Source organism: Enterobacter sp. AN-K1 (assembly GCF_020971765.1).
Lineage (GTDB): Bacteria > Pseudomonadota > Gammaproteobacteria > Enterobacterales > Enterobacteriaceae > Enterobacter > Enterobacter hormaechei_C.
Genome location: NZ_CP087390.1, coordinates 2697494 through 2724439 on the forward strand (window position 1 = coordinate 2697494; position 26946 = coordinate 2724439).

Genomic DNA, 26946 nt, shown 5'->3' on the forward strand with positions numbered 1-26946 from the left:
TTATCCACACGGGGAGCCAGGGATCCTGCGTTCCCCGCTGATCTTTTTAGAGAGGTTTACGCTTGTTTGACCGTTATGACGCCGGTGAGCAGGCGGTGCTGGTACACATCTATTTTTCGCAAGACAAAGATATGGAAGACCTCCAGGAGTTTGAATCTCTGGTCTCTTCCGCCGGTGTCGAAGCAATGCAGGTGATTACCGGTAGCCGTAAAGCGCCGCACCCGAAGTACTTTGTTGGTGAAGGTAAAGCAGTTGAAATTGCGGATGCCGTAAAAGCAACCGGCGCATCCGTTGTGCTGTTTGATCATGCGCTGTCTCCGGCTCAGGAACGTAACCTGGAAGCTCTCTGCGAATGCCGTGTAATCGATCGCACGGGGTTGATCTTAGATATTTTTGCTCAGCGTGCGCGTACCCACGAGGGTAAGTTGCAGGTTGAGCTGGCGCAGTTGCGCCATCTGGCGACGCGTCTGGTGCGTGGCTGGACACACCTTGAAAGACAAAAAGGCGGGATTGGTTTGCGCGGCCCGGGTGAAACCCAGCTCGAAACCGACCGCCGTTTGCTGCGTGGGCGTATAACCCAGATCCTTTCACGTCTGGAACGTGTAGAGAAACAGCGCGAACAGGGGCGTCGGGCGCGAACGAAAGCTGATATCCCAACGGTGTCGCTGGTGGGTTATACCAACGCCGGTAAATCCACCCTGTTTAACCAGATAACCGAGGCCCAGGTGTATGCCGCAGACCAGCTGTTTGCGACCCTGGACCCAACCCTGCGCCGTATTGACGTCGCAGACGTGGGTGAAACGGTGCTGGCGGATACCGTAGGGTTTATCCGCCATCTGCCGCACGATCTGGTCGCGGCGTTTAAAGCGACGTTGCAGGAGACGCGTCAGGCGACCCTGCTGCTGCATGTGATTGATGCGGCTGACGTACGCGTGCAGGAGAACATCGACGCGGTGAACGTGGTGCTCGAAGAGATCGACGCCCACGAAATTCCCACCCTGTTGGTGATGAACAAGATCGATATGCTGGACGATTTCGAACCGCGTATCGACCGAGACGAAGAGAACAAACCGATTCGGGTCTGGCTGTCTGCTCAGGCCGGGATTGGTGTGCCACTGCTTTTCCAGGCTTTGACAGAACGTCTTTCCGGTGAGGTAGCTCAGCACACGCTGCGACTGCCGCCACAGGAAGGCAGGCTGCGCAGCCGGTTTTATCAGCTTCAGGCGATAGAAAAAGAGTGGATGGAGGATGACGGCAGCGTGGGGATGCAGGTGCGTATGCCGATCGTTGACTGGCGTCGCCTCTGTAAACAAGAACCTGCGCTGGCGGACTATATCGTCTGATCAGAAAGGGGAAGCCTGAAAAATTCGCCCTTGCATAACAAATATGGAGCATATACATGGCGTGGAATCAGCCCGGTAATAACGGACAAGACCGCGACCCGTGGGGAAGCAGCAATAATCAAGGCGGCAACTCTGGGGGAAATGGCAACAAAGGTGGTCGCGAGCAGGGGCCGCCGGATCTGGATGATATCTTCCGCAAACTGAGCAAAAAACTTGGTGGCCTTGGCGGAGGAAAAGGTTCTGGCTCGGGTGGCAATTCCACTCAGAGTCCGCGCCCGCCAATGGGTGGCCGCGTGGTGGGCATTGTCGCCGCTGCGGTGGTAATCATCTGGGCAGCCAGCGGGTTCTACACCATTAAAGAAGCAGAACGCGGCGTGGTCACCCGTTTCGGTAAGTTCAGCCATCTGGTTGAACCGGGCCTGAACTGGAAGCCGACCTTCATTGATGACGTGACCGCGGTTAACGTGGAGTCCGTCCGTGAACTGGCCGCCTCTGGCGTGATGTTGACCTCTGACGAGAACGTGGTGCGCGTTGAGATGAACGTACAGTACCGCGTGACCGATCCGGAACGTTATCTGTTTAGCGTGACCAGCGCCGATGACAGCCTGCGTCAGGCGACCGACAGCGCCCTGCGTGGCGTGATCGGTAAATACACCATGGACCGTATTCTGACCGAAGGTCGTACCGTTATTCGTAGCGATACCCAGCGTGAGCTGGAAGAGACCATCCGTCCGTACAACATGGGTATCACCCTGCTGGACGTCAACTTCCAGGCTGCACGTCCGCCGGAAGAGGTGAAAGCCGCGTTTGACGATGCGATTGCCGCGCGTGAAAACGAACAGCAGTACATCCGTGAAGCGGAAGCGTACACCAACGAAGTTCAGCCGCGTGCAAACGGTCAGGCGCAGCGTATTCTGGAAGAAGCGCGTGCGTATAAGACCCAGACCATCCTGGAAGCACAGGGTGAAGTGGCTCGCTTCGCGAAGATCCTGCCGGAATATAAAGCCGCGCCGGAAATTACCCGTGAGCGTCTCTATATCGAGACCATGGAAAAAGTGCTGAGCCATACGCGTAAAGTGCTGGTTAACGACAACAAAGGCGGAAACCTGATGGTCCTGCCGCTGGATCAGATGCTGAAAGGCGGTTCTGCACCGGCAGCAAAAGACAACAGCGGTGCGAACAACCTGCTGCGTCTGCCACCGGCCTCGTCTGGCAGCGCCAGCGCGAACACAACGCCTTCTTCGAACGATGGTGACATTATGGACCAACGCCGTGCTAACGCGCAGCGTAACGACTACCAGCGTCAGGGGGAATAAGGATGCGTAAGTCAGTTATTGCGATCATCATCATCGTACTGGTCGTGCTCTACACCTCCATCTTTGTGGTGAAAGAGGGCGAACGTGGGATCAAGTTCCAGTTCAGCAGCGTCGTGCGTGACGGCGACAAGCGTCCGGTGATTTATGAGCCGGGTCTGCACTTTAAGATCCCGTTCATTCAGTCAGTGAAAACGCTCGATGCGCGTATCCAGACCATGGATAACCAGGCCGATCGTTTCGTGACCAAAGAGAAGAAAGACCTGATCGTTGATTCCTATATCAAATGGCGCATCAGCGATTTCAGCCGCTACTTCCTGGCAACCGGGGGTGGCGACGTTTCTCAGGCAGAAGTGCTGCTGAAACGTAAGTTCTCTGACCGTCTGCGTTCCGAAATTGGTCGTCTGGATGTGAAAGACATCGTGACCGACTCCCGTGGTCGTCTGACGCTGGAAGTGCGTGATGCGCTGAACTCCGGCTCTGCGGGCACCGAAGATGAAGTTGAAACCCCGGCGGCAGACGATGCGATTGCCAAAGCGGCTGAACGTGTTCAGGCTGAAACCAACGGTAAAGTGCCGGTGATCAACCCGAACAGTATGGCGGCACTGGGCATCGAAGTGGTTGACGTGCGCATCAAGCAGATCAACCTGCCAGCGGAAGTGTCCGAGGCGATCTACAACCGTATGCGCGCCGAGCGTGAAGCGGTAGCCCGTCGTCACCGTTCACAGGGTCAGGAAGAAGCGGAAAAACTGCGCGCGGCAGCGGACTATGAAGTCACCAAGACGCTGGCGGAATCTGAGCGCCAGGGTCGTATCCTGCGCGGTGAAGGTGATGCCGAAGCGGCGAAACTGTTTGCTGATGCATTCAGCCAGGATCCAGACTTCTATGCCTTCATCCGTAGCCTTCGCGCTTACGAGAATAGCTTCAAGAGCAACCAGGATGTGATGGTGCTCAGCCCGGACAGCGATTTCTTCCGTTATATGAAGACGCCGACCAACGCAACGCGATAAACTCAGGCTCGTTTGAGTATTCAAACCACCGCTCTTCACGGAGCGGTGGTTTTCTTTTATAAGGATGAAAAATGAACTCCACGATCTGGCTCGCACTGGCCCTTGTTTTGGTGCTGGAAGGCCTCGGCCCGATGCTCTATCCGCGCGCATGGCGCCGGATGATCGCGACAATGAGCCAACTCCCGGACAATATTTTGCGTCGTTTTGGCGGTGGTCTTGTGGTTGCCGGTATCGTTATCTACTACATGTTGAGGAAAACGATTGGCTGATCAAAAACTAACCGCAATTGGCATATTTTAGGGTCAAAAAGTGCTGTATATCTGAAAAAGCGATGGTAGAATCCATTTTTAAGCAAACGGTGATTTTGAAAAAATGGGTAACAACGTCGTCGTACTGGGCACCCAATGGGGTGACGAAGGTAAAGGGAAGATTGTTGATCTTCTGACTGAACGGGCCAAATATGTTGTACGCTACCAGGGCGGTCACAACGCGGGCCATACTCTCGTAATCAACGGTGAAAAAACCGTCCTCCATCTTATTCCATCAGGCATTCTTCGCGAAAACGTCACCAGCATCATCGGTAACGGCGTTGTGCTGTCTCCCGCTGCGCTGATGAAAGAGATGAAAGGTCTGGAAGACCGTGGTATCCCTGTTCGTGAGCGTCTGCTGCTCTCCGAAGCCTGCCCGCTGATCCTGGATTATCATGTGGCGCTGGACGTGGCGCGTGAAAAAGCGCGTGGCGCGAAAGCGATCGGCACCACCGGTCGTGGTATCGGCCCCGCTTACGAAGATAAAGTGGCTCGTCGCGGTCTGCGCGTGGGTGACCTCTTCGACAAAGCGACCTTCGCTGAAAAACTGAAAGAAGTGATGGAATATCACAACTTCCAGCTGGTGAACTTCTACAAAGCCGAAGCCGTTGACTACCAGAAAGTGCTGGATGACGTCATGGCGATTGCTGATATTCTGACCGGTATGGTTGTTGATGTGTCCGATCTGCTGGACCAGGCGCGCAAGCGTGGCGATTTCGTCATGTTTGAAGGTGCGCAGGGTACGCTGCTGGACATCGACCACGGTACCTATCCGTACGTAACGTCCTCTAACACCACCGCGGGTGGCGTGGCAACCGGCTCCGGTCTGGGCCCGCGTTATGTGGATTACGTTCTGGGTATCATCAAAGCGTACTCCACTCGCGTGGGTGCGGGTCCGTTCCCGACCGAACTGTTTGATGAAACTGGCGAGTTCCTGTGCAAGCAGGGTAACGAGTTTGGCGCGACCACCGGTCGTCGTCGTCGTACCGGCTGGCTGGATGCGGTCGCAGTGCGTCGTGCAGTGCAGATCAACTCCCTGTCTGGCTTCTGCCTGACCAAGCTGGACGTACTGGACGGCCTGAAAGAAGTAAAAATCTGCGTAGGCTACCGTATGCCTGATGGCCGCGAGGTGACCACCACTCCGCTGGCTGCTGACGACTGGGAAGGCATTGAGCCAATCTACGAAACTATGCCGGGCTGGTCTGAGACCACATTTGGTGTGAAAGAGCGTAGTGGCCTGCCAAAAGCCGCGCTGGACTACATCAAGCGCATTGAAGAACTGACCGAAGTGCCGATCGATATTATTTCTACCGGCCCGGATCGTACTGAAACGATGATCCTGCGCGACCCGTTCGACGCATAATCTTCGTGACTGCTGGCCTGCGGGGAAACCCGTAGGCCGGATAAGCGCAGCGCCATCCGGCGACCGCTCCTGGATCTCCGCTTTTTCGCCCCGTCTGTCAAATAAATTAGCCGCTAACTATCTGGCTGGTTTATCATCATTAATGAATATCTCTGCGGTTTGACCGCGTTTTCCCTTTTTCCTGAGGTTGATGTGCAGTTAACAAGTTTCACCGATTACGGCTTACGCGCGCTGATTTACATGGCGTCGTTACCCGATGGGAAGATGACCAGCATCTCTGAAGTCACAGAGGTGTACGGTGTGTCCCGTAATCATATGGTCAAAATAATCAATCAACTTAGTCGTGCCGGATACGTTGCTGCCGTCCGCGGGAAGAATGGAGGGATCCGTCTCGGTAAACCGGCGCAGAGTATCCGTATTGGCGATGTGGTACGTGAACTGGAGCCGCTCTCTCTGGTGAACTGTAGCAGCGCGTTCTGCCACATTACGCCCGCTTGCCGCCTGAAACAGGCGCTTTCAAAGGCCGTGCAAAGTTTTCTCAAGGAACTGGATAACTACACGCTGGCCGATTTGGTTGAAGAGAATCAACCGCTTTATAAATTATTGCTGGTGGAATGAAGAAAATTTCCACCGGAGCTGACAACGGAGGAACCGACATGTCACAAGATCCTTTCCAGGAACGCGAAGCCGAAAAATACGCGAATCCTATCCCCAGCCGCGAGTTCATCATTGAACACTTAACAAAACGCGAAAAACCCGCCAATCGTGAAGAACTTGCCGTTGAACTGAACATTGAAGGTGAAGAGCAAATTGAAGCCCTTCGCCGCCGCCTGCGCGCCATGGAACGTGACGGGCAACTTGTCTTTACTCGTCGCCAGTGCTACGCGCTGCCAGAACGCCTCGACCTGCTGAAAGGCACCGTTATTGGTCATCGCGATGGCTTCGGCTTCCTGCGCGTGGAAGGCCGTAAAGACGACCTGTACCTCTCATCCGAACAGATGAAGATGTGTATTCACGGCGACCAGATCCTGGCGCAGCCGCTGGGTGCAGACCGTAAAGGCCGCCGCGAAGCGCGCGTGGTCCGCGTGCTGGTGCCGAAAACCAGCCAGATTGTGGGCCGTTACTTTACCGATGCGGGCGTAGGCTTTGTGGTGCCGGATGACAGCCGTCTGAGCTTCGACATTCTCATCCCGCCTGAAGAGGTGATGGGCGCACGCATGGGCTTTGTGGTGGTGGTGGAACTCACCCAGCGCCCAACCCGTCGCACCAAAGCGGTGGGTAAAATCGTCGAAGTGCTGGGCGATAACATGGGCACCGGCATGGCCGTCGATATGGCGCTGCGTACCCATGAAATTCCGTATGTCTGGCCGAAAGCGGTTGAAGATCAGATTGAAAACCTGCGTGAAGAAGTGCCGGAAGAGTCCAAAGCAGGCCGCGTGGATCTGCGCGATCTGCCGCTGGTCACCATTGATGGTGAAGACGCCCGTGACTTCGATGATGCCGTATATTGCGAGAAAAAACGCGGTGGCGGCTGGCGTCTGTGGGTGGCTATCGCGGATGTGAGCTATTACGTGCGTCCGCACACGCCGCTGGATAACGAAGCGCGCAGCCGCGGTACGTCGGTCTACTTCCCGTCGCAGGTTGTACCGATGCTGCCAGAAGTGCTCTCCAACGGCCTGTGTTCCCTCAACCCGCAGGTGGACCGCCTGTGTATGGTCTGCGAAATGACCATCTCCAGCAAGGGACGTCTGACGGGCTATAAGTTCTACGAAGCGGTGATGAGTTCTCATGCGCGCCTGACCTATACCAAGGTCTGGCATATGTTGCAGGGCGATCAGGATCTTCGCGAACAGTACGCGCCGCTGGTCAAACACATCGAAGAGCTGCACAACCTCTACAAAACGCTGGATCAGGCGCGCGAAGAGCGCGGTGGGATCTCGTTTGAGAGTGAAGAGGCGAAGTTTATCTTTAACGCTGAGCGTCGTATCGAGCGTATCGAACAGACTCAGCGTAACGATGCGCACAAGCTGATTGAAGAGTGTATGATCCTGGCGAACATCTCGGCGGCACGTTTCGTTGAGAAAGCCAAAGAGCCTGCGCTGTTCCGTATTCACGACAAGCCAACCACGGAGGCCGTAACCTCGTTCCGCTCCGTGCTGGCTGAACTCGGCCTGGAGCTGCCTGGCGGTAATAAGCCTGAGCCACGCGATTACGCCGAGCTGCTGGAATCCATCAGCGATCGTCCTGACGCGGAAATGCTGCAAACCATGCTGCTGCGCTCCATGAAGCAGGCGATTTACGATCCTGAAAACCGGGGCCACTTTGGTCTGGCGTTACAGTCGTACGCGCACTTTACCTCGCCGATCCGCCGTTATCCGGATCTGTCCCTGCACCGTGCGATCAAGTATCTACTGGCGCACGAGCAGGGTCATAAAGGCAACACGACCGAAACCGGAGGGTATCACTACTCCATGGACGAGATGTTGCAACTGGGCCAGCATTGTTCCATGACCGAGCGTCGTGCGGATGAAGCGACGCGCGACGTGGCGGACTGGCTGAAGTGTGACTTTATGCTGGATCAGGTGGGTAACGTCTTTAAAGGCGTGATTGCCAGCGTCACCGGCTTTGGCTTCTTCGTGCGTCTGGATGAGCTGTTTATCGACGGTCTGGTGCACGTTTCCAGCCTCGATAACGATTACTACCGCTTCGACCAGGTCGGACAACGTCTGATCGGCGAATCCGGCGGCCAGACCTACCGTCTGGGCGATCGGGTGGAAGTGAAGGTTGAAGCCGTGAATATGGACGACCGTAAAATCGACTTCAGCCTCATCTCCAGCGAGCGTGCTCCGCGTAACGTCGGCAAAACCGAGCGTGAGAAAGCGAAAAAAGGCGGTAACGGTAAAGCGGGCGGTAAGCGACGTCAGGCAGGTAAAAGAGTAAACTTTGAGCCAGACAGTGCTTTCCGTGGCGAGAAGAAACAGAAGCCCAAGGCGGCGAAAAAAGACGCTCGTAAAGCGAAAAAACCGTCGACCAAGACCCAAAAAATAGCGGCCGCGACCAAAGCGAAGCGCGCGGCGAAGAAACAGCAGGCGGAGTAATTTCCCCTCACCCTGACCCTCTCCCCAACGGGAGAGGGAAAATATTTATTACGAGAACCATCAATGAGTGAAATGATTTACGGCATCCACGCGGTGCAGGCCCTGCTGGAGCGCGCGCCGGAGCGTTTTCAGGAAGTTTTTATTCTGAAAGGGCGTGAAGATAAACGTCTGATGCCGCTGATCCACGCGCTGGAAGCGCAGGGCGTAGTGATCCAGCTGGCGAACCGCCAGTATCTGGATGAAAAAAGCGAAGGTGCTGTACACCAGGGTATTATCGCGCGCGTGAAGCCAGGCCGTCAGTATCAGGAGAACGATCTGCCGGATCTGATCGCCGGGCTGGAGAACCCGTTCTTCCTGATCCTCGATGGCGTAACCGACCCACATAACCTGGGCGCGTGCCTGCGTAGCGCCGATGCAGCAGGCGTGCATGCGGTGATTGTGCCAAAAGATCGCTCCGCGCAGCTTAACGCTACCGCTAAAAAAGTCGCCTGCGGCGCGGCGGAAAACGTCCCGTTAATCCGCGTGACTAACCTGGCGCGCACCATGCGTCTGTTGCAGGAAGAAAATATCTGGATCGTAGGAACAGCCGGTGAAGCGGATCACACCCTGTACCAGAGCAAAATGACCGGCCGTATGGCGCTGGTGATGGGAGCGGAAGGCGAAGGTATGCGTCGTCTGACGCGCGAGCACTGCGATGAGCTGATCAGCATCCCAATGGCGGGCAGCGTATCGTCCCTGAACGTTTCCGTTGCGACGGGTATCTGCCTGTTTGAAGCGGTGCGTCAGCGCGGGTAGCCTGTTGTGCCGGGTGGCGGCTTCGCCTTACCCGGCCTACAAAAGCATGGTACCGTAGGCCCGGTAAGCGTAGCGCCACCGGGCAACAATCTCACTCCTCTAACGACCGTAAATGGTCATCCTTTCTCAGCGTCATCAGCGCGAAAATACTCACCACCGCCGTTGCCATCACGTAGTACGCCGGAATATCCAGATTGCCCGTCTCTTTAATCAGCCCGGTAATGATCAGCCCCGCACAGCCCGAGAAGATCGCATTCGACAGAGAATAGGCCAGCCCCAGCCCGGTATAACGCACGCGCGTCGGGAACATCTCAGACAGCATTGCCGGCCCCGGCCCTGCCAGCATCCCAACCAGACCCCCCGCAATCAGCACCACAATCGCTTTGACTGCCAGCGTACTGGATTCCGCCTGCAAAATTTTCAGCAGCGGCAGGGCGAGGATCAGCAGGAGCACGGTGGCGATAATCATCACCGTGCGCCGCCCGATCCTGTCGCTCAGCATGCCCGACGGAATGATCGTGAGCGCAAACCCAATGTTAGAAATCACCGCAATCAGTAACGCCTGGTTAAAACCGGTGTGCAGCGCAGATTGCAGATAGGTCGGCATAATCACCAGATAGGTATAACCCGCCGCAGACCAGACCATCACGCGGCCAATGCCCATCAGGATGGTTTTGAACGTGGCGGCGGTGCTGGCCTGAGTAACAACCGGTTTTTCCCGTTGCTGCACAAAGCTCGGCGTCTCTTCCATGCTCACCCGCAGCCATAGCGCGACCGCACCCATCGGCAGCGCCAGGAAGAACGGAATGCGCCAGCCCCAGTCGTGCAAGGCTTCAGGGGAGAGCAGGGCAGAGAGCAACGCGACAATGCCTGCGCCCGCTAACAGCCCGAGCGCCACGGTAAAGGACTGCCATGCCCCGTAAAGACCGCGCTTGCCGCGCGGGGCGAACTCCGTCATCAATGAGACCGCACCGCCATACTCACCGCCCGCGAACAGTCCTTGCAGAATACGCAGGAGCGTAACGATCAGCGGCGCGGCAATCCCGATACTGGCGTAGACCGGCACAATACCGATGGCAGCGGTGGCGAGCGTCATCAATACCAGCACTATAATCAGCGTCGGTTTGCGGCCAATCCTGTCGCCAATGCGGCCAAAGACCACCGCACCCAGCGGACGGAAGAAGAAAGCGATGGCGAACGAGGCCCAGGTGAGGATCAGGCTGGTGAGCTCCGCTTCCCCCTCAAGCTGGAAGAAGTTTCTGGCAATCACCGTTGCCAGAAAACCGTAGACCGCAAATTCATACCACTCGATGAAATTACCGATGGAGCCTGCAATTAATGCACGCTTGTGCGCATCCTGTTGCATAACGATCCTCACATAAACGGGGTAAGAATAAATTATTCAGCATTGGTGAAGTAATGAAATAGTTTATTCTTATGTTCTGTGAGCTATTTCACGAATGATATCAACACGATCGTCATCGTGTGACCCCCCTCCCATGCAGCGTGCATGCCCTCTGTCCATACTTACCTTTATTGCCAATGAAAGGAGGGAGACAGCATGCACTGGCAGACACATACCGTTTTTAATCAACCTGCACCGCTATCGAACAGCAACCTTTTTCTCTCTGATTGCGCCCTGCGCGATGCGGTAGCGCGCGAAGGGGCTGAGTGGGATGTGGATCTTCTTGCCAGCATCGGACAGCAGTTGGGTACGGCGGAGTCGCTGGAGCTGGGCAGGCTGGCGAACGTTAATCCGCCGGAACTGCTGCGTTATGACGCCACGGGAGCGAGGCTGGATGACGTCCGCTTTCATCCGGCATGGCATCTTCTGATGCAGGGGCTTTGCGCCAACCGGGTGCACAACCTGGCGTGGGAGGAGGAGGCGCGGAAAGGATCGTTCGTCGCCCGGGCCGCGCGTTTTGTGCTTCATGCACAGGTGGAGGCGGGAACGCTATGCCCGGTGACCATGACCTTCGCCGCCACGCCGCTGTTGCTACAGTCGCTGCCCAAACCGTTTCACGACTGGTTAACGCCGCTGATGAGCGATCGCTACGATCCCCATCTCGCACCGGGGGCGCAAAAGCGCGGCCTGCTGATCGGCATGGGGATGACGGAAAAGCAGGGCGGTTCGGACGTACTCAGTAATACCACCAAAGCAGAGAAATTCAGTGATGGCAGTTACCGGCTGGTGGGGCACAAATGGTTTTTCTCCGTGCCGCAGAGCGATGCGCATCTGGTGCTGGCGCAGGCGAAGGGCGGGCTTTCCTGCTTTTTTGTCCCGCGTTTCTTACCCGACGGGCAACGCAATGCCGTGCGCCTTGAGCGTCTGAAGGACAAGCTCGGCAACCGATCAAATGCCAGCAGTGAGGCTGAGTTCCTTGATGCTTCCGGCTGGCTGCTGGGCGAAGAGGGGGAAGGCGTCCGGCAAATTCTGAAGATGGGCGGGCTGACGCGCTTTGACTGCGCGCTTGGCAGTCACGGACTGATGCGCCGTGCGCTCTCGGTGGCGCTTTATCATGCCCATCAGCGGCAGACCTTCGGCAAAAATCTGATCGACCAGCCGTTAATGCGCGACGTGCTAAGCCGTATGGCGCTGGTGCTGGAGGGACACACGGCACTGCTGTTCCGCCTCGCCCGGGCGTGGGATAACCGCACCGACCCGCAGGAGGCCGCATGGGCGCGGCTATTCACTCCGGCGGCAAAATACAGCGTCTGCAAAGCGGGCATACCGTTTGTGGCAGAGGCAATGGAGGTGCTGGGCGGCGCAGGCTATTGCGAAGAGAGTGAGCTTCCACGGTTGTACCGTGAAATGCCCGTCAACAGCATCTGGGAAGGCTCTGGCAATATTATGTGCCTGGATGTACTGCGCGTGCTGGCGAAGCAGTCGGGCATTCTCGACCTGCTCGCCGATGATTTCGCGCAGGTCAAAGGTCAGGACAGGCACTTCGATCGCAGCTGGCGACAGCTACAGCAGAAGCTGCGTAAACCGCAGGAAGCGCAGGGCAGGGAGATCGCGCGGCAGCTCTTTTTACTCGGGGCCGGAAGTCAGATGCTGCGGCACGCATCGCCGCCCGTGGCGCAGGCGTGGTGCCGCATGATGCTGGATACCCGGGGCGGCACGCTGATGAGCGAACAGGTGCAAACCGACCTGCTGCTGCGCGCCACGGGCCGGGTCGGTTAAGCCTTCAGCTGGAACAGGCTCACCAGCCGGGTGAGATGGGAACCCTTCTCGCGCAGCGTCTGTGCCGTCTGCTCGCTGCGTGAGATGCGATCGGCATTGATATGCGATGCCTCACCGATGTGCGTCATCGCCAGATTCACCTGACCAATCCCCGCGGACTGCTCGCGGGAGGCGTGGTTGATCTCGGTGACAAGCTGGCTGATGTTATCGATATGAACAATGATGGCATCCATCGCCAGACGCGTTTGCTCAGAAAGCGCATGGCCTTCGCTCACCTTGTTCAGCGTGTCGCCAATCAACTGCTCAATCTCTTTCACCGCGTTGGCGCTGCGTGCGGCCAGGGCGCGTACCTCTTGCGCCACCACTGCGAAACCTTTCCCGTGCTCGCCCGCCCGCGCCGCTTCAACCGCCGCATTGAGCGCCAGGATATTGGTCTGGAAAGCGATGGACTCAATCACGCGGGTGATGTCTTCAATGCGTTTCGATGCATCACGAATATCATCCATGGTAGAAACTGCGTGGGTCACCGTCTCTCCACCCTGATGCACCGCGCGTGAGGTTTCCCCCACCAGCTGCTGCGTTTGCTCCATGTTAGCGGCATTTTGCTGCACGGTGGCGGCTAATTGCTCCATGCTGGCGGAGGTCTCCTCAACGCTGCTGGCCTGTTTGTTGATCTGTTCAGAGATCTCGCCGGTGTCTGAAGCCAGCGCGTTAGTCCCCAGATGGATTTCGCTTGCGGCCTCGCGGACCTGCAACACAATTTTTTGCAGGCCGCCCCCGATCCCGTTGATCGCATCAATCAGCTGGCCGACTTCATCCTGGCGGGTTACCGGCAGGCTGGCGCGCAGATCGCCTGCGGCATACTGCCGGGCAAGCGCGATCACTGCGCGCAGTGGGCGGGTTAGCATCCGGCGAATGAGGATAACGAACAGGCCCGCGAAGAGCACGGATAGCACCACGCCCGCCATCAGGAAGCGATCGCGCAGCGTGGTGACGCTTGAAAGCAGTACGGCTTTATCCACTTCACCCACGATGGTCCAGTTCCAGCCCGGCAGCGGCGTGTAGGCGACTTTGAGCGTACGGCCATCCGCGCTCACGCGCTCCAGCGTGCCGGCTTTATCACTCAGAAGCTGCTGCTGTGTCGCCGTGTCCCAGTTGGGCAGTTTGCCCTCTTCGCTGGCATGGAACAGATACTGTCCGCGCGTTTTGCCGCTGCTGCGATCCAGCACAAAGAAGTGACCGCTCTCGCCCAGACGACGGTTAAGGATTTTCTCGCGCATGACGTTCCACGAATGGGTGATGTCCACGCCGACAAAGATAATCCCGATAACCTGGCCTTCCGCATTCTTAACAGGCTGGTACTGCGTGATATAGCGCTTGCCGAACAGCAGCGCGAGGCCGCGATAGACCTCCCCTTTGGTGACAGCCGCAAATGCCGGGCTGGTGGTATCAAGAACGGTTCCGATGGCGCGGTCGCCATTCTCTTTACGCAGCGACGTGGCCACGCGGATAAAATCGTTACCGCTGCGGACAAACAGCGTCGAGATGGCGCCCGTTCGGCTCAGGAAGTCATCAGAAAGCGTATTGTTTTCATGCAACTCCGTTTCGCCGCCTTTCAGCAGAGGAACGGTAAGCCCGTTTATGGTCCGGCTTTGGCTGCTGTCGCTGTTCAGCGGCTGTGGCAAAAAGGTCGTGAACAGACGGGTATAGCTTTCAACCTCTTCGCTCAGGCTGGTGTTGAACATCTCAACCATATCCACCATGCCGGTGGACTGGTTGTGCAGGTCTTCAACCGCAAGCTCTTCAAGCTGCTGGCTGGCGTTGTGGCTCAACAGAAAAGTGAACAGCAAAAAAAGCGTGGCGACACTTGCACCTGTAAGCAGCGATAGCTTCGTGCCCAGGCCTGCCCGGCGGAAAAAGGTGATCATAAATTGCTCATTATTGAAAAGTGATGGCTGTTCAACGGCAGAGCGGAGAGAACGTTTATCTGTTTAATGTAACTGAATGTTACATATTTGTTTTTATTGGGTTTCGGTAGAGATAAAAAATTTGCAAAAGTGAAAAGCCACTAAAATTAAGTGGCTTTTATCGGAAGGGATTATGCATAAAGAATGGCCTGCACGCGCCAGTGATTAACATGGTGATCTTCCTGCATCTGGACGATGCGATACCAGGATGCGCCCTGTTCATCGGCCTTCAGGGCGACGACACGTTCAACGTCTTGCGGACTCCCCGTGATATTATTGACGGAGATCTGACCAATCTCGTTCAGGCCCGTGACGCAATCCGCGCTGGCAAATTCGGCCGACTGCGCCGTGGTGCTCAGCAGGCCCGCTGAAAGCAATAGCGTCGTTAAAGCAAGGGTTCGTTTCATCGTCAGCTCCTTTTCACGTGTCTCCGGTATCCGCCGGGCAATCCTTCGCGAATAAACTCATTTCCATTGTTGCTGGCATGGAGTTTATTGTGGACAGGAAAATGTTTACGGACGCAAAGCAGTGTAAAAGTCGTTCAAATGATGATGCTTACTTACGGTACAAAATTCCCTGGGCGTACCACTGTCCCGTAATAATGGTTTCATCAATCATCGTGATGACGTAATAATCTGCTTTTGCGGCAACTGCCTGTGCTTCAATTGCGTCTTCTGCATCATCCGGGGAACCACGAACCATCGCGGATACGGTACCCAGGCGTTGTAATCCTTCCGTCTGATTACGACGAATTTCCTGAGGATGATCGGTAACCGGCGGCGCCGGTTCTGGCGTACCCTGCAATATGGAACATCCGCTGAGCAGTGAGACCAGCAATAAAGCCATAAGCCTGCGCATAAACCTGTCTCTTTTCCTGATAGCCATAGTGTAGTTGTCTGCGAATTTAGTTTTGGGGGAATGTTCCCGAAGTGTTATCTGGGACGAAGATTTCGAATGAAAATATCGTGAAACCGTAATCCAGCTCTCAACATTATGAATCATTCATCAGCACAGGATCGACAATGATTGAAATTGAAACTCGCCAGCTGAGTGGGCATGAAATCATCCATGCTTTTCCGGCTGGTAAAGATGAACAGCCGCTGCCGACGGTAGTTTTCTATCATGGCTTTCTCTCCTCGAAGCTGGTCTACAGCTATTTTGCCGTCGCGCTGGCGCAGGCCGGTTTCCGGGTGGTCATGCCTGATGCGCCGAATCATGGGGCACGCTTTACGGGCGATGAGCAGGCGCGGCTGGGGCTGTTCTGGCAAACGCTGCACGGCAATCTGACCGAGTTCGCCGGGCTGCGTGACGCGCTCTTGCAGGCCGGGCTGGTGGAGGGGAAACGGCTGGCGGTCGCAGGCGCATCAATGGGCGGAATGACGGCGCTGGGAATCATGGCCAGGCATCCGGAGGTGACGTCTGTCGCTTGCCTGATGGGATCGGGCTACTTTACGTCACTGGCAAAGACGCTGTTCCCGCCGCAGGCCCCTCAGGAGATTGAGGCCCTGTTGTCTGAATGGGACGTCAGCCATGCGCTTTCGCAGCTGGCCGATCGTCCGCTGCTTCTGTGGCATGGGGACGCCGATGACGTCGTACCGCCCGGTGAAACGTTCCGCCTGCAACAGGCTCTACAGCGTGAAGGGCTGGACAGCAATCTGACCTGCCTGTGGGGAGCAGGTGTCCGGCACCGTATTACCCCGGCCGCGCTGGAGTCAACCGTGGAATTCTTCCGTCAGCACCTTTAAACGCGCAGCACTGTGACACCCTGATCCTCCAGCTTGCTGAGGATCTCGGGGTTGGCGTTTTTGCCGGTGATCACCATGCTGATTTGCTCGGCGCGGCTGAAAAGCATGCCGGCGCGTTCACCGACCTTGCTGCTGTCGACCAGCACCACCAGTTTGCCCACTACGTTAAGCATGTTCTGCTCTGCCATTGCGGTGAGCATATCGGTTTTATACAGGCCATCCGCCGTCAGACCTTTGCCGCTGGTAAACATCCAGTGCCCGGCGTAGAGGCTGTTTTCACTGTCCTGCGGGCTCAGGGTGATGGACTGGCTCTTGTTATACTGGCCGCCCATGATCACCACGCTTTCATGTTCCTGGTCAATGAGATAGTTGGCCAGCGGCAAATAGTTGGTGATGATCTGCACCGGCTTGCCGCACATCTCACGGCCCAGCAGAAACGCCGTCGAACCGCAGTTGATCACCACGCTTTCTCCAGGATTTACCAGCTGTGATGCCGCTCTGGCAATCCGCACCTTTTCATCGTGATTCTGCGCCTGGTGGATGTTCATCGGCGTCCAGCGTGGACGCTGCTGGCTGATGGCCTCTGCACCGTTGCGGACTTTTTTCAGCTTGCCGCTCTCATCCAGCTTGTTAATGTCCCGCCGCGCGGTAGCGGGGGAGATCCCTAAACGTTCGATCACTTTCTCGACGGTGATAAACCCTGTTTGCGCCAGGAGTTCCAGTAAAATTTGATGCCGTTGCGCTTCCGTCATGAGCTATTCCGATAAGAATTGATTTGAAAAGATGATATTTGAAATAGCGTGAAATTACTAAGATAAATATGACATCGCCAGACGCAAGGTCTGGCGATTGGGCCTCAGAATCAGAGGAAGGATTTGAACGGCAGATCGGGTTCAATCGTAAAGCAATCATCGAAACCACGCGGGTAGTGGTACTCAAGATTGTCTTTATCCAGCGGCCAGGTGAACTTGCCGCCAACCTGCCAGATGAACGGCTTGAAGCCATACTTGAGGCGGTCTTTTTTCATCTCCCACAGGACGCGGATCTCTTGCGGATCGGCCTGGAAGTTTGACCAGATATCGTGGTGGAACGGGATCACCACTTTGGTGTTCAGCGCTTCGGCCATACGCAGCATGTCTGCGCTGGTCATTTTGTCGGTGATCCCGCGCGGGTTTTCACCGTAAGAGCCAAGCGCCACGTCAATCTGATGCTCGTTACCGTGCTTCGCGTAATAGTTGGAGTAGTGGGAGTCACCGCTGTGATACAGGGAACCGCCAGGCGTTTTGAACAGGTAGTTCACCGCGCGCTCATCCATCCCGTCTGGCAGTACGCCTGCGGCTTTCTGGTCGGCAGGCAGGGTGATCAGCGCGGTACGGTCAAAGGCATCCAGCGCGTGAATTTCAATGTCTTTGATTTTCACTACGTCGCCCGGCTTCATCACGATGCAGCGCTCTTTTGGCACGCCCCAGCCAATCCACAAATCCACGCAGGTCTGCGGCCCAATAAACGGTACGTCGTCCGCGCAGTTTTGCATTACCGCTGCCGCCACGTTCACGTCGATATGATCGTTGTGATCGTGGGTAGAGAGTACGGCGTCGATCTGACGAATGGCAAAAGGATCCAGCACGAAAGGCGTGGTGCGCAGGTTCGGCTGGAGCTTTTCAACGCCGGCCATACGCTGCATCTGGTGGCCTTTTTTCATCAGTGGATTGCCGTGGCTCTGTTTGCCGGTGCCGCACCAGAAATCAACACAAATGTTGGCGCCGCCTTCTGATTTCAGCCAGATCCCGGTGCAGCCCAGCCACCACATCGCAAATGTGCCAGGAGCAACCTGTTCCTGCTCGATCTCTTCGTTCAGCCAGCTACCCCACTCCGGAAAGGTACTCAGAATCCATGATTCACGGGTGATGGTTTTCACTTTACTCATCGTTTGACTCCTGGTTTTAATCAAAAGTAATCACTATATGACTTGTTGTGATTAATGCTGGCACTGTTTTAATCGATTTGCAATGGTTGATTTGCGGAAAATTCCCCTCGCCACCTCACAGAAAAAACTTCATGACGTTGTTAAGATAACCGTTATAAATGATTAATGCATTGAAATTTAAGAATTTATTTATTTGTTTGGATTGGTAGTGAAAATCATTACTAATACCATGGAAATAAATTGCGTGATCCGTCACAAATAATCAAATGCAATCTTGTGATGATTATTTGTGATTAATAGAGTGATGACACCAACCACACAGGGATTGCCCCTCGTGTTCTCATTTTCTGGAGAGAGTTATGGAGATCCTCTACAACGTCTTTACCGTGTTCTTTAATCAGGTAATGACCAACGCCCCGCTGTTGCTGGGTATCGTGACGTGCCTGGGGTACATCCTGCTGCGCAAAAGCGTCAGCGTGATTATCAAAGGCACCATCAAAACCATCATTGGTTTTATGCTGTTGCAGGCGGGGTCTGGCATTCTGACCAGCACGTTTAAGCCGGTTGTTGCCAAAATGTCAGAGGTGTACGGCATTAACGGCGCCATCTCTGACACTTACGCGTCCATGATGGCCACCATCGATCGTATGGGGGATGCGTACAGCTGGGTTGGGTATGCGGTACTGCTCGCGCTGGCGCTGAACATCATTTACGTGCTCCTGCGCCGCATCACCGGTATTCGCACCATCATGCTCACCGGGCACATCATGTTCCAGCAGGCGGGGCTGATTGCGGTTTCTCTCTATATCTTCGGCTACCCAATGTGGACCACCGTCATCTGCACGGCAATACTGGTCTCGCTTTACTGGGGCATCACCTCCAACATGATGTATAAGCCAACGCAGGACGTTACGGACGGCTGCGGCTTCTCCATCGGTCACCAGCAGCAGTTCGCCTCCTGGATTGCTTACAAAGTTGCGCCGTACCTGGGCAAAAAAGAGGAGAGTGTTGAAGACCTCAAATTGCCTGGCTGGCTGAATATCTTCCACGACAACATCGTCTCCACGGCAATTGTGATGACCATCTTCTTCGGTGCCATCCTGCTCTCCTTTGGCATTGACGTGGTGCAGGCGATGGCGGGTAAAACCCACTGGACGGTCTATATCCTGCAAACCGGTTTCTCCTTCGCGGTGGCCATTTTCATCATCACCCAGGGCGTGCGTATGTTCGTCGCCGAACTGTCGGAAGCGTTTAACGGCATCTCCCAGCGCCTGATCCCTGGCGCGGTGCTGGCGATTGACTGTGCGGCTATCTATAGCTTTGCGCCAAACGCCGTCGTCTGGGGCTTTATGTGGGGCACCATCGGCCAGCTGATTGCGGTCGGCATCCTGGTGGGCTGTGGCTCCTCAATCCTGATTATTCCTGGCTTTATCCCGATGTTCTTCTCCAACGCCACTATCGGCGTGTTTGCTAACCACTTCGGCGGATGGCGCGCAGCGCTCAAGATCTGCCTGGTGATGGGCATGGTTGAAATCTTCGGGTGCGTGTGGGCGGTCAAGCTCACCGGCATGAGCGCCTGGATGGGCATGGCGGACTGGTCAATTCTGGCGCCGCCGATGATGCAGGGCTTTGCGTCCGTCGGGCTGGTCTTTATGGCCGTCATCATCCTGATTGCCCTGGCTTATATGTTCTTCGCTGGCCGTTCGCTGCGGGCTGAAGAAGATGCAGAAAAACAAACAGCAGAAGTGTCTGCTCATTAAGGAGTTTCGATTATGACCGTACGTATCCTGGCTGTGTGTGGCAATGGGCAAGGTAGCTCCATGATCATGAAGATGAAAGTGGACCAGTTTTTAACCCAGTCAAACATTGACCACACGGTGAACAGCTGCGCAGTGGGTGAATACAAAAGTGAACTGAACGGCGCGGACATCATCATCGCCTCAACGCACATTGCCGGCGAGATTAGCGTGTCGGGCAACAAATACGTGGTAGGCGTACGCAACATGCTGTCGCCTGCGGATTTCGGGCCAAAGCTGCTGGAAGTGATCAAAGAACACTTCCCACAAGACGTGAAGTAAGGATGCCACATGAAACTACGTGATTCGCTGGCAGAGAATAACTCCATCCTTTTACAGGCCGAAGCCAGCACCTGGCAGGAAGCGGTGAAGCTGGGCGTGGACCTGCTGGTTAAGGCGGACGTTGTCGAGCCGCGTTATTACCAGGCCATTCTGGATGGCGTGGCGCAGTTTGGACCCTATTTTGTGATTGCCCCGGGGCTGGCAATGCCGCATGGCCGTCCCGAAGAGGGCGTCAAGAAAACCGGTTTTGCGCTGGTGACGTTGAAAAAACCACTGGTGTTCAACCACGAAGATAACGACCCGGTCGACATTCTGATCACCATGGCGGCTGTCGATGCCAACACCCACCAGGAGGTGGGGATCATGCAGATCGTCAATCTGTTTGATGATGAAGCTAATTTTGACCGTTTACGCGCCTGTCGTACCGCGCAGGACGTGCTGGATTTAATTGATAACGCCACTGCGGCGGCCGTTTAAGAGGAATTGAAAATGTCATTACCAATGTTGCAGGTCGCGCTGGATAACCAGACTCTGTCTCACGCTTACGAAACCACCCGTCTGATTGCGGAAGAAGTGGACATCATCGAAGTCGGCACCATTCTGTGCGTGGGCGAAGGCGTTCGTGCGGTTCGTGACCTGAAGGCGCTCTATCCGCATAAAATCGTGCTTGCGGATGCCAAAATCGCCGACGCGGGCAAAATCCTCTCTCGCATGTGCTTTGAAGCCAATGCCGACTGGGTCACCGTGATCTGCTGTGCGGATATCAACACCGCGAAAGGCGCGCTGGACGTGGCGAAAGAGTTCAACGGCGACGTGCAGATTGAACTGACTGGTTTCTGGACCTGGGAGCAGGCGCAGGAGTGGCGCGAAGCGGGTATCCAGCAGGTGGTTTATCACCGTAGCCGTGATGCGCAGGCCGCAGGCGTGGCGTGGGGCGAAGCTGATATCAGCGCGATCAAACGTCTGGCCGATATGGGCTTCAAAGTGACCGTCACCGGTGGCCTGGCGCTGGAGGATCTGCCGCTGTTCCAGGGTATCCCGATTCACGTCTTTATTGCCGGTCGTAGCATTCGTGATGCTGCGTCTCCGGTGGAAGCGGCGCGTCAGTTCAAACGCTCAATCGCTCAGCTTTGGGGTTAAGGAGCGGGTATGTTGTCAAAACAGGTCCCGCTTGGCATCTATGAAAAGGCACTCCCTGCGGGGGAGTGCTGGCTGGAGCGGTTACAGCTGGCGAAGCAGTTGGGTTTCGATTTTGTCGAAATGTCGGTGGATGAGACGGACGAGCGTCTTTCTCGCCTGGACTGGCGCCGCGACCAGCGTCTGGCGCTGGTGAGCGCCATTGCCGAAACCGGCGTACGCGTGCCATCCATGTGCCTGAGCGCTCATCGTCGTTTTCCGCTTGGCAGCGAAGATGATGCCGTACGCGCCGAAGGGCTGGAGATCATGCGTAAAGCCATTCGCTTTGCACAGGATGTCGGCATCCGCGTGATCCAACTGGCGGGTTACGATGTTTACTATCAGGAAGCCAACGATGAAACGCGCCGTCGTTTCCGGGAGGGCCTGAAAGAGAGCGTTGAGATGGCAAGCCGTGCGCAGGTGACGCTGGCGATGGAGATCATGGATTATCCGTTGATGAACTCCATCAGCAAGGCGCTGGGCTATGCGCACTATCTGAACAACCCATGGTTCCAGCTTTATCCGGATATCGGAAACCTGTCGGCATGGGATAACGACGTACAGATGGAGCTTCAGGCGGGCATCGGGCATATCGTGGCGGTGCACGTTAAAGATACCCGTCCTGGCGTGTTTAAAAACGTACCGTTCGGCACCGGGGTGGTGGATTTCGAACGGTGCTTCCAGACGCTCAAACAGACAGGTTATTGCGGGCCTTACCTGATTGAGATGTGGAGCGAAACCGCGGACGACCCGGCGGCAGAAGTGGCGAAAGCCCGGGACTGGGTGCGCGAGCGCATGGCGCGGGCAGGGCTGATGGAGGCGGAACATGCTTAAGCTGAAACAGCAGGTCTTTGAAGCCAATATGGATCTCCCGCGCTATGGACTGGTGACGTTTACCTGGGGCAACGTAAGCGCCATCGATCGCGAGCAGGGGCTGGTGGTGATTAAGCCGAGCGGCGTGGCCTATGACGCCATGAAAGCGGACGATATGGTGGTGGTTGACCTGGAAGGACACGTCGTTGAAGGCAAATGGCGCCCTTCTTCAGATACGGCAACCCACCTGGCGCTGTATCAGCGTTACCCGTCTCTGGGGGGCGTTGTGCATACCCATTCCACGCACGCCACCGCCTGGGCACAGGCCGGGCTGGCGATCCCTGCTTTGGGTACGACGCACGCAGATTACTTCTTCGGCGATATTCCCTGCACGCGAGCGTTAACGCAGGCTGAGGTCGAAGGCGAGTACGAACTTAACACCGGCAGGGTCATTATCGAAACGCTGGGTGAGACGGAACCACTGCATACGCCGGGTATTGTGGTGTACCAGCATGGTCCGTTCTCCTGGGGTAAAGATGCGCATGACGCCGTGCATAACGCGGTGGTGATGGAAGAGGTGGCCAGAATGGCGTGGATTGCGCGCGGCATTAATCCACAGCTTCAGGGCATTGATGATTACCTGATGAACAAGCATTTCATGCGTAAGCACGGCCCGAATGCTTATTACGGGCAGAAGTGAATAAGTGCTCTGGAATACCGAAACAGTTGTAACCGGTGGTATTCCGGAGCCATTCATAAAAAAAGCCCCCGGGCAGGGGGCAAATTATATATGGCTTTGATTTTCGTTGGCTTTCCTGGTGCTAGCGATAAAGCGTTACTGATAAATATCTGCACTGGCGTGCATATTACCGTTGCTGCCGGGCTCACGTGTCAGCATGACGTGATAGTATTTTGCGCCCTGCGCATCGGTTTCTTCATTAAGCGCCTGATCTGCTTCACTTTCAGTGGCGAAGTTATGATTGATGTAAATAACGCCTAAGCTCTGCACATCATCCATGTTTCTGGCCTGTTGGCTGTCTATTCTGATGGCTGCCATCGCGTTTGCACTGAGCAAAAGCGCAGCCAAAATGGCGATTGCGATTCTTTTCATGATATGCGCTCCACGACTGCGTGCTGTGATACGGGGTAATGTTCTCCTTCTCTGTTCCGTGTCTCTGATTAAAGTGTAATCGCTACCCGGATTGCGATGGGTGACCATTTCTGATGGTGTTGTTCAAAAAAACAGCGCTTCTGATGAGTGCGATTTTAAATCACCCACTTAGAACAGCTTTACCCTTTGTGCGAATTATTTGTGCAATCAGCTTGAGTTTCCTGGGGGGCGCAAGTATTATGACGCGTCAATTTTTCAGCCGACCTTTAACACGTTCCTTGCCTCCCCGGGCCTCGGCTGACCCAGACAGGAGGCTGAATAATCCGTAAGGAGCAATTCGATGCGTCATTACGAAATCGTTTTTATGGTCCACCCTGACCAGAGCGAACAGGTTCCGGGCATGATCGAGCGTTACTCTGCTGCCATCACTGGTGCAGAAGGCACGATCCACCGTCTGGAAGACTGGGGCCGCCGTCAGCTGGCTTACCCGATCAACAAACTGCACAAAGCACACTACGTTCTGATGAACGTTGAAGCTCCGCAGGAAGTGATCGATGAGCTGGAAACTACCTTCCGCTTCAACGATGCCGTTATCCGCAGCATGGTTATGCGTACCAAACACGCAGTGACCGAAGCATCTCCGATGGTTAAAGCGAAAGACGAGCGCCGTGAGCGTCGCGATGATTTCGCAAACGAAACCGCAGATGATTCTGATGCTGGGGATTCTGAAGAGTAATTTCTGATGACCAACCGTCTGGTGTTGTCCGGCACCGTGTGCAGGACCCCCCTTCGAAAGGTCAGCCCATCAGGAATTCCGCATTGCCAGTTCGTGCTTGAGCATCGTTCTGTGCAAGAGGAAGCCGGGTTTCACCGGCAGGCGTGGTGCCAAATGCCCGTGATTATTAGCGGACACGAAAACCAGGCCATTACTCACAGTTTAACGGTCGGTAGCGCAGTAATCGTTCAGGGGTTCATTTCTTGCCACAAGGCAAAGAACGGCCTGAGCAAAATGGTTCTGCATGCCGAGCAGATTGATTTGATAGATTCTGGAGACTAGCCATATGGCACGTTATTTCCGTCGTCGCAAGTTCTGCCGTTTCACCGCGGAAGGCGTTCAAGAGATCGACTATAAAGATATCGCAACGCTGAAAAACTACATCACCGAAAGCGGTAAGATTGTCCCAAGCCGTATCACCGGTACTCGTGCAAAATATCAGCGTCAGCTGGCTCGCGCTATCAAACGCGCTCGCTACCTGTCTCTGCTGCCGTACACTGATCGTCATCAGTAATCGGGCACGGTCCATTAATACGACTTTAAGAGGATAAGGTAATGCAAGTTATTCTGCTTGATAAAGTAGCAAACCTGGGCAGCCTGGGTGATCAGGTAAACGTTAAAGCGGGTTACGCTCGTAACTTCCTGGTTCCACAGGGTAAAGCTGTTCCAGCTACTAAGAAAAACGTAGAGTTTTTCGAAGCACGTCGTGCTGAACTGGAAGCCAAACTGGCTGACGTTCTGGCGGCTGCTAACGCTCGCGCTGAAGCAATCAACGCACTGGGCACCGTTACTATCGCGTCTAAAGCTGGCGACGAAGGTAAACTGTTCGGTTCCATCGGTACCCGCGATATCGCTGATGCAGTTACTGCGGCAGGCGTTAAAGTGGCTAAGAGCGAAGTTCGTATGCCGAACGGCGTTCTGCGTACCACTGGTGAGCACGAAGTTGACTTCCAGGTTCACAGCGAAGTGTTCGCTAAACTGGTTGTTAACGTAGTAGCTGAGTAATTTTTTACTCTGCTCGCGTCGAAGCGCCGGCCTTGTGCCGGCGTTTTGCTTTTTAGCGTGACCCTGCGTCATCTTTTGCTCTTGTAAGGTCGCTATTCCTGACGCATTCTCTGATAATAAATTGAAACGCAATTTTATTTATGAGATTTGTCATGGATACTGCTCTGCCCACGCCCGTCTTTGCCCGTCGCAATGTGGCCTATGCCTGCGCCACGCTCTGCTGTCTGCTTTGGGGAAGCTCGTACCCGGCCATTAAAAGTGGCTACGAACTCTTTCAGATCGCGACCGATGATATCCCCTCCAAAGTCGTCTTTGCCGGATACCGTTTTCTGTTTGCCGGCGCGTTGCTGCTGCTTTTTGCCCTGGCCCAGCGAAAGCCGATTGGCAGGCTCACGCCCACGCAGTTTGGCCAGCTCACGATCCTCGGACTGACGCAGACCTCCCTCCAGTACACCTTCTTTTATATCGGCCTGGCCTACACGACCGGGGTGAACGGCTCCATCATGAATGCCACCGGGACCTTCTTCAGCGTGCTGCTGGCGCACTTTATCTACCACAACGACAAACTCAGCTATAACAAAACGCTGGGATGTGTTCTGGGCTTTGCCGGGGTGATGCTGGTGAACTTCCACAGCGGGTTAAGTGAGTTCCAGTTTGTCTGGAAAGGTGACGGATTTGTGGTGCTGGCCGCCTTTATTCTCTCTGCGGCCACGCTTTACGGTAAACGCATTTCCCAGACCGTTGACCCGACGGTGATGACTGGCTGGCAGCTGGGGATAGGCGGGGCGGCACTGGTTGCGGGAGGCTATGCCACGGGCGGGACGCTGGAGGTGCACAGCATGAAAGCCGTCGCCGTGCTGGGGTATCTGACGCTGCTCTCATCCGTGGCGTTCGCCCTGTGGAGCGCGCTGCTGAAAGTAAACCGCGTGAGTATGATTGCCCCGTTCAACTTTGTCATACCTGTAGCAGGGACGGTGCTCTCCGCCATCTTCCTCGGCGAAAACATTCTGGACATCAAATACGCGATTGCGCTGGTGCTGGTCTGCTCGGGGATCGGGTGGGTGAATAAACGGCGTGCCTGAGAACAAAAGTGCCGGGTGGCGGCATCGCCTTACCCGGCCTGGGCCATTAACGTGCTCTGATGAAACTGCCGTCCGGCTGGCGGGTAAACAGTACCTGCTGCCCGTTTCCGGTATCGATCGTTAACCCGGTCACCACCCCGCTGGCATTCTGGCGGATCTGCACCATCTGACCATTTTGCAGGTTGCTGAGCGGTTTGCCTGCCCCCTCGACTTGCGCCATGGCATACACATCCGTTGCTGGCAGATTGTGGTCGCGGAACAGCTGGGCAAGAGTTTTCCCAGGCTCTACGCGATACGAACGCCACTGCTGCTCAATGCCGGTGGGCTGTTGCGCCTGTGGCTCTGAAGGGGCGGCGGCCTGCTCCTGATCTTCCTGAACCGGTTCAGGTTCAACCGGCGCAACCTGGCCCGGATCGTTAGACGGTGTGACCAGCTGCGTCTGCATCGGCTGTGAATCAGGCTGCGGCTGGCTTTGCGACTGGATATCCAGCTCAGCATTCCGGCTGACCGGCGCGGTATCAACGTTGTCACTGCCGGAAGGAAGCAGGAAGCCGATGACGATCAGCAACGCGCCGATAATAATGCCTCTGCGGTGCAAAGGCGGCAGCGGGTCCATGATGCGAAAGTTATCCGGCGCATGCCAGATTTTCGCCAGGGTAGGTTTCAGTTCAAATCGCCCGGGCATGGCTCTCCTCCTGCTCCGCGTCTTTTTATCCTGTCCTGAGAAGTGTAGTTTGCTAACTGCCTGATGGGCGTAACAAAGCCAGCTTTCGTGACATATATTAGGGAAAATCCTGACGGCTACTATTGTTTCCGTTTCGTCGCAGTTTGTCACCTTTACTTAAGACAAAGT

At 55.5% G+C, this 26946-nt stretch carries 29 protein-coding genes; 21 read left to right on the forward strand and 8 right to left on the reverse strand.

Features of this window, described 5'->3' with window-relative positions; all coding sequences use genetic code 11:
* Window positions 1-62: 62 nt before the first annotated feature.
* From hflX to rlmB, 8 genes are all read left to right on the forward strand, one after another.
* On the forward strand, window positions 63-1343 hold the full coding sequence (hflX, locus tag LOC22_RS12925) for a ribosome rescue GTPase HflX (protein ID WP_003855991.1): 1281 nt from the start codon (window positions 63-65) through the stop codon (window positions 1341-1343).
* A gap of 56 nt (window positions 1344-1399) precedes the next feature.
* Window positions 1400-2659: an FtsH protease activity modulator HflK gene (gene hflK, locus LOC22_RS12930; protein ID WP_003855992.1), complete on the forward strand. Its 1260-nt coding sequence runs from the start codon at window positions 1400-1402 to the stop codon at window positions 2657-2659.
* A gap of 2 nt (window positions 2660-2661) precedes the next feature.
* A complete protein-coding gene (gene hflC, locus LOC22_RS12935; RefSeq protein ID WP_003855994.1) occupies window positions 2662-3666 on the forward strand; it encodes a protease modulator HflC in 1005 nt (334 codons plus the stop codon).
* 71 nt (window positions 3667-3737) lie between these two features.
* Entirely contained in the window at window positions 3738-3935 is a 198-nt protein-coding gene (locus LOC22_RS12940) for a DUF2065 domain-containing protein (protein ID WP_003855996.1), read from the forward strand.
* Window positions 3936-4038: 103 nt separating this feature from the next.
* Window positions 4039-5337, forward strand: a complete 1299-nt coding sequence (locus tag LOC22_RS12945) for an adenylosuccinate synthase (RefSeq protein WP_003855997.1) — start codon at window positions 4039-4041, stop codon at window positions 5335-5337.
* Between the two features lie 192 nt (window positions 5338-5529).
* Window positions 5530-5955, forward strand: a complete 426-nt coding sequence (gene nsrR, locus LOC22_RS12950) for a nitric oxide-sensing transcriptional repressor NsrR (protein ID WP_003855998.1) — start codon at window positions 5530-5532, stop codon at window positions 5953-5955.
* 38 nt (window positions 5956-5993) lie between these two features.
* A complete protein-coding gene (rnr, locus tag LOC22_RS12955) occupies window positions 5994-8435 on the forward strand; it encodes a ribonuclease R (protein WP_023295804.1) in 2442 nt (813 codons plus the stop codon).
* Between the two features lie 63 nt (window positions 8436-8498).
* On the forward strand, window positions 8499-9230 hold the full coding sequence (gene rlmB, locus LOC22_RS12960; protein ID WP_015572470.1) for a 23S rRNA (guanosine(2251)-2'-O)-methyltransferase RlmB: 732 nt from the start codon (window positions 8499-8501) through the stop codon (window positions 9228-9230).
* A gap of 91 nt (window positions 9231-9321) precedes the next feature.
* Here rlmB and LOC22_RS12965 read toward each other — a convergent pair whose 3' ends face one another.
* Window positions 9322-10596 (reverse strand): MFS transporter, encoded by a 1275-nt coding sequence (locus LOC22_RS12965; protein ID WP_015572471.1) that lies wholly within the window; start codon window positions 10594-10596, stop codon window positions 9322-9324.
* A gap of 195 nt (window positions 10597-10791) precedes the next feature.
* Here LOC22_RS12965 and LOC22_RS12970 point away from each other — a divergent pair, with 195 nt between their 5' ends.
* Window positions 10792-12414: an isovaleryl-CoA dehydrogenase gene (locus tag LOC22_RS12970; protein WP_230238949.1), complete on the forward strand. Its 1623-nt coding sequence runs from the start codon at window positions 10792-10794 to the stop codon at window positions 12412-12414.
* On the opposite strand, the gene LOC22_RS12975 is transcribed toward LOC22_RS12970, so the two are convergent.
* The 3 genes from LOC22_RS12975 to bsmA form a co-directional block, all read right to left on the reverse strand.
* Window positions 12411-14342, reverse strand: coding sequence for a methyl-accepting chemotaxis protein (locus tag LOC22_RS12975; RefSeq protein WP_230238950.1), 1932 nt, complete (start codon window positions 14340-14342; stop codon window positions 12411-12413). The genes LOC22_RS12970 and LOC22_RS12975 overlap by 4 nt on opposite strands.
* A gap of 170 nt (window positions 14343-14512) precedes the next feature.
* Window positions 14513-14788, reverse strand: coding sequence for a DUF1471 family protease activator YjfN (gene yjfN, locus LOC22_RS12980; RefSeq protein ID WP_003856009.1), 276 nt, complete (start codon window positions 14786-14788; stop codon window positions 14513-14515).
* A 148-nt stretch (window positions 14789-14936) separates the two neighbouring features.
* Complete coding sequence (bsmA, locus tag LOC22_RS12985) at window positions 14937-15266, reverse strand: biofilm peroxide resistance protein BsmA (RefSeq protein WP_163293573.1); 330 nt, start codon at window positions 15264-15266, stop codon at window positions 14937-14939.
* A 137-nt stretch (window positions 15267-15403) separates the two neighbouring features.
* Between bsmA and yjfP the strand changes: the two genes are divergently transcribed.
* Window positions 15404-16126, forward strand: a complete 723-nt coding sequence (yjfP, locus tag LOC22_RS12990; RefSeq protein WP_015572474.1) for an esterase — start codon at window positions 15404-15406, stop codon at window positions 16124-16126.
* On the opposite strand, the gene ulaR is transcribed toward yjfP, so the two are convergent.
* Both ulaR and ulaG read right to left on the reverse strand, forming a co-directional pair.
* Entirely contained in the window at window positions 16123-16878 is a 756-nt protein-coding gene (gene ulaR / locus LOC22_RS12995; protein ID WP_003856014.1) for an HTH-type transcriptional regulator UlaR, read from the reverse strand. The genes yjfP and ulaR overlap by 4 nt on opposite strands.
* A gap of 110 nt (window positions 16879-16988) precedes the next feature.
* On the reverse strand, window positions 16989-18053 hold the full coding sequence (ulaG, locus tag LOC22_RS13000) for an L-ascorbate 6-phosphate lactonase (protein ID WP_006810379.1): 1065 nt from the start codon (window positions 18051-18053) through the stop codon (window positions 16989-16991).
* Window positions 18054-18412: 359 nt separating this feature from the next.
* Between ulaG and ulaA the strand changes: the two genes are divergently transcribed.
* The 6 genes from ulaA to LOC22_RS13030 are packed head-to-tail and all read left to right on the forward strand — an operon-like array spanning window position 18413 to window position 22820.
* Window positions 18413-19813, forward strand: a complete 1401-nt coding sequence (ulaA, locus tag LOC22_RS13005; RefSeq protein ID WP_015572475.1) for a PTS ascorbate transporter subunit IIC — start codon at window positions 18413-18415, stop codon at window positions 19811-19813.
* A gap of 12 nt (window positions 19814-19825) precedes the next feature.
* Window positions 19826-20131, forward strand: coding sequence for a PTS ascorbate transporter subunit IIB (gene ulaB / locus LOC22_RS13010; RefSeq protein ID WP_003856022.1), 306 nt, complete (start codon window positions 19826-19828; stop codon window positions 20129-20131).
* 9 nt (window positions 20132-20140) lie between these two features.
* Complete coding sequence (gene ulaC, locus LOC22_RS13015; RefSeq protein ID WP_023302961.1) at window positions 20141-20608, forward strand: PTS ascorbate transporter subunit IIA; 468 nt, start codon at window positions 20141-20143, stop codon at window positions 20606-20608.
* A gap of 12 nt (window positions 20609-20620) precedes the next feature.
* Window positions 20621-21271, forward strand: coding sequence for a 3-keto-L-gulonate-6-phosphate decarboxylase UlaD (ulaD, locus tag LOC22_RS13020; protein WP_017694667.1), 651 nt, complete (start codon window positions 20621-20623; stop codon window positions 21269-21271).
* 9 nt (window positions 21272-21280) lie between these two features.
* Window positions 21281-22141: an L-ribulose-5-phosphate 3-epimerase gene (locus LOC22_RS13025; protein WP_015572478.1), complete on the forward strand. Its 861-nt coding sequence runs from the start codon at window positions 21281-21283 to the stop codon at window positions 22139-22141.
* Complete coding sequence (locus tag LOC22_RS13030) at window positions 22134-22820, forward strand: L-ribulose-5-phosphate 4-epimerase (RefSeq protein WP_017383945.1); 687 nt, start codon at window positions 22134-22136, stop codon at window positions 22818-22820. Before LOC22_RS13025 ends, LOC22_RS13030 begins: the two co-directional genes overlap by 8 nt.
* 135 nt (window positions 22821-22955) lie before the next feature.
* On the opposite strand, the gene yjfY is transcribed toward LOC22_RS13030, so the two are convergent.
* A complete protein-coding gene (gene yjfY / locus LOC22_RS13035) occupies window positions 22956-23231 on the reverse strand; it encodes a DUF1471 family protein YjfY (RefSeq protein ID WP_017383944.1) in 276 nt (91 codons plus the stop codon).
* Between the two features lie 340 nt (window positions 23232-23571).
* Between yjfY and rpsF the strand changes: the two genes are divergently transcribed.
* The 5 genes from rpsF to LOC22_RS13060 all read left to right on the forward strand — a co-directional run bounded on the left by rpsF (window position 23572) and on the right by LOC22_RS13060 (window position 26093).
* A complete protein-coding gene (gene rpsF / locus LOC22_RS13040) occupies window positions 23572-23967 on the forward strand; it encodes a 30S ribosomal protein S6 (RefSeq protein WP_003856034.1) in 396 nt (131 codons plus the stop codon).
* 6 nt (window positions 23968-23973) lie between these two features.
* Window positions 23974-24288 (forward strand): primosomal replication protein N, encoded by a 315-nt coding sequence (gene priB / locus LOC22_RS13045; protein ID WP_003856035.1) that lies wholly within the window; start codon window positions 23974-23976, stop codon window positions 24286-24288.
* A gap of 4 nt (window positions 24289-24292) precedes the next feature.
* Window positions 24293-24520 (forward strand): 30S ribosomal protein S18, encoded by a 228-nt coding sequence (gene rpsR / locus LOC22_RS13050; RefSeq protein WP_000135199.1) that lies wholly within the window; start codon window positions 24293-24295, stop codon window positions 24518-24520.
* A gap of 41 nt (window positions 24521-24561) precedes the next feature.
* Entirely contained in the window at window positions 24562-25011 is a 450-nt protein-coding gene (rplI, locus tag LOC22_RS13055; RefSeq protein WP_006810372.1) for a 50S ribosomal protein L9, read from the forward strand.
* A gap of 152 nt (window positions 25012-25163) precedes the next feature.
* Window positions 25164-26093: a DMT family transporter gene (locus LOC22_RS13060; RefSeq protein ID WP_045350204.1), complete on the forward strand. Its 930-nt coding sequence runs from the start codon at window positions 25164-25166 to the stop codon at window positions 26091-26093.
* Between the two features lie 46 nt (window positions 26094-26139).
* Here the strand turns inward: LOC22_RS13060 and LOC22_RS13065 are convergent, their stop codons facing one another.
* The gene (locus LOC22_RS13065) at window positions 26140-26778 is read right to left on the reverse strand and encodes an OapA family protein (RefSeq protein WP_015572481.1); all 639 of its coding nucleotides are present in this window, start codon (window positions 26776-26778) and stop codon (window positions 26140-26142) included.
* Between the last annotated feature and the right edge of the window lie 168 nt (window positions 26779-26946).

Bases quoted from the DNA above. Each gene is read 5' to 3' on its own strand.
- hflK (WP_003855992.1), top strand. From the start codon at position 1,400: ATGGCGTGGAATCAGCCCGGTAATAACGGACAAGACCGCGACCCGTGG.
- hflC (WP_003855994.1), top strand. From the start codon at position 2,662: ATGCGTAAGTCAGTTATTGCGATCATCATCATCGTACTGGTCGTGCTC.
- LOC22_RS12940 (WP_003855996.1), top strand. From the start codon at position 3,738: ATGAACTCCACGATCTGGCTCGCACTGGCCCTTGTTTTGGTGCTGGAA.
- LOC22_RS12945 (WP_003855997.1), top strand. From the start codon at position 4,039: ATGGGTAACAACGTCGTCGTACTGGGCACCCAATGGGGTGACGAAGGT.
- rnr (WP_023295804.1), top strand. From the start codon at position 5,994: ATGTCACAAGATCCTTTCCAGGAACGCGAAGCCGAAAAATACGCGAAT.
- rlmB (WP_015572470.1), top strand. From the start codon at position 8,499: ATGAGTGAAATGATTTACGGCATCCACGCGGTGCAGGCCCTGCTGGAG.
- LOC22_RS12965 (WP_015572471.1), bottom strand. From the start codon at position 10,596: ATGCAACAGGATGCGCACAAGCGTGCATTAATTGCAGGCTCCATCGGT.
- LOC22_RS12970 (WP_230238949.1), top strand. From the start codon at position 10,792: ATGCACTGGCAGACACATACCGTTTTTAATCAACCTGCACCGCTATCG.
- LOC22_RS12975 (WP_230238950.1), bottom strand. From the start codon at position 14,342: ATGATCACCTTTTTCCGCCGGGCAGGCCTGGGCACGAAGCTATCGCTG.
- yjfN (WP_003856009.1), bottom strand. From the start codon at position 14,788: ATGAAACGAACCCTTGCTTTAACGACGCTATTGCTTTCAGCGGGCCTG.
- bsmA (WP_163293573.1), bottom strand. From the start codon at position 15,266: ATGGCTATCAGGAAAAGAGACAGGTTTATGCGCAGGCTTATGGCTTTA.
- yjfP (WP_015572474.1), top strand. From the start codon at position 15,404: ATGATTGAAATTGAAACTCGCCAGCTGAGTGGGCATGAAATCATCCAT.
- ulaR (WP_003856014.1), bottom strand. From the start codon at position 16,878: ATGACGGAAGCGCAACGGCATCAAATTTTACTGGAACTCCTGGCGCAA.
- ulaG (WP_006810379.1), bottom strand. From the start codon at position 18,053: ATGAGTAAAGTGAAAACCATCACCCGTGAATCATGGATTCTGAGTACC.
- ulaA (WP_015572475.1), top strand. From the start codon at position 18,413: ATGGAGATCCTCTACAACGTCTTTACCGTGTTCTTTAATCAGGTAATG.
- ulaB (WP_003856022.1), top strand. From the start codon at position 19,826: ATGACCGTACGTATCCTGGCTGTGTGTGGCAATGGGCAAGGTAGCTCC.
- ulaC (WP_023302961.1), top strand. From the start codon at position 20,141: ATGAAACTACGTGATTCGCTGGCAGAGAATAACTCCATCCTTTTACAG.
- ulaD (WP_017694667.1), top strand. From the start codon at position 20,621: ATGTCATTACCAATGTTGCAGGTCGCGCTGGATAACCAGACTCTGTCT.
- LOC22_RS13025 (WP_015572478.1), top strand. From the start codon at position 21,281: ATGTTGTCAAAACAGGTCCCGCTTGGCATCTATGAAAAGGCACTCCCT.
- LOC22_RS13030 (WP_017383945.1), top strand. From the start codon at position 22,134: ATGCTTAAGCTGAAACAGCAGGTCTTTGAAGCCAATATGGATCTCCCG.
- yjfY (WP_017383944.1), bottom strand. From the start codon at position 23,231: ATGAAAAGAATCGCAATCGCCATTTTGGCTGCGCTTTTGCTCAGTGCA.
- rpsF (WP_003856034.1), top strand. From the start codon at position 23,572: ATGCGTCATTACGAAATCGTTTTTATGGTCCACCCTGACCAGAGCGAA.
- priB (WP_003856035.1), top strand. From the start codon at position 23,974: ATGACCAACCGTCTGGTGTTGTCCGGCACCGTGTGCAGGACCCCCCTT.
- rpsR (WP_000135199.1), top strand. From the start codon at position 24,293: ATGGCACGTTATTTCCGTCGTCGCAAGTTCTGCCGTTTCACCGCGGAA.
- rplI (WP_006810372.1), top strand. From the start codon at position 24,562: ATGCAAGTTATTCTGCTTGATAAAGTAGCAAACCTGGGCAGCCTGGGT.
- LOC22_RS13060 (WP_045350204.1), top strand. From the start codon at position 25,164: ATGGATACTGCTCTGCCCACGCCCGTCTTTGCCCGTCGCAATGTGGCC.
- LOC22_RS13065 (WP_015572481.1), bottom strand. From the start codon at position 26,778: ATGCCCGGGCGATTTGAACTGAAACCTACCCTGGCGAAAATCTGGCAT.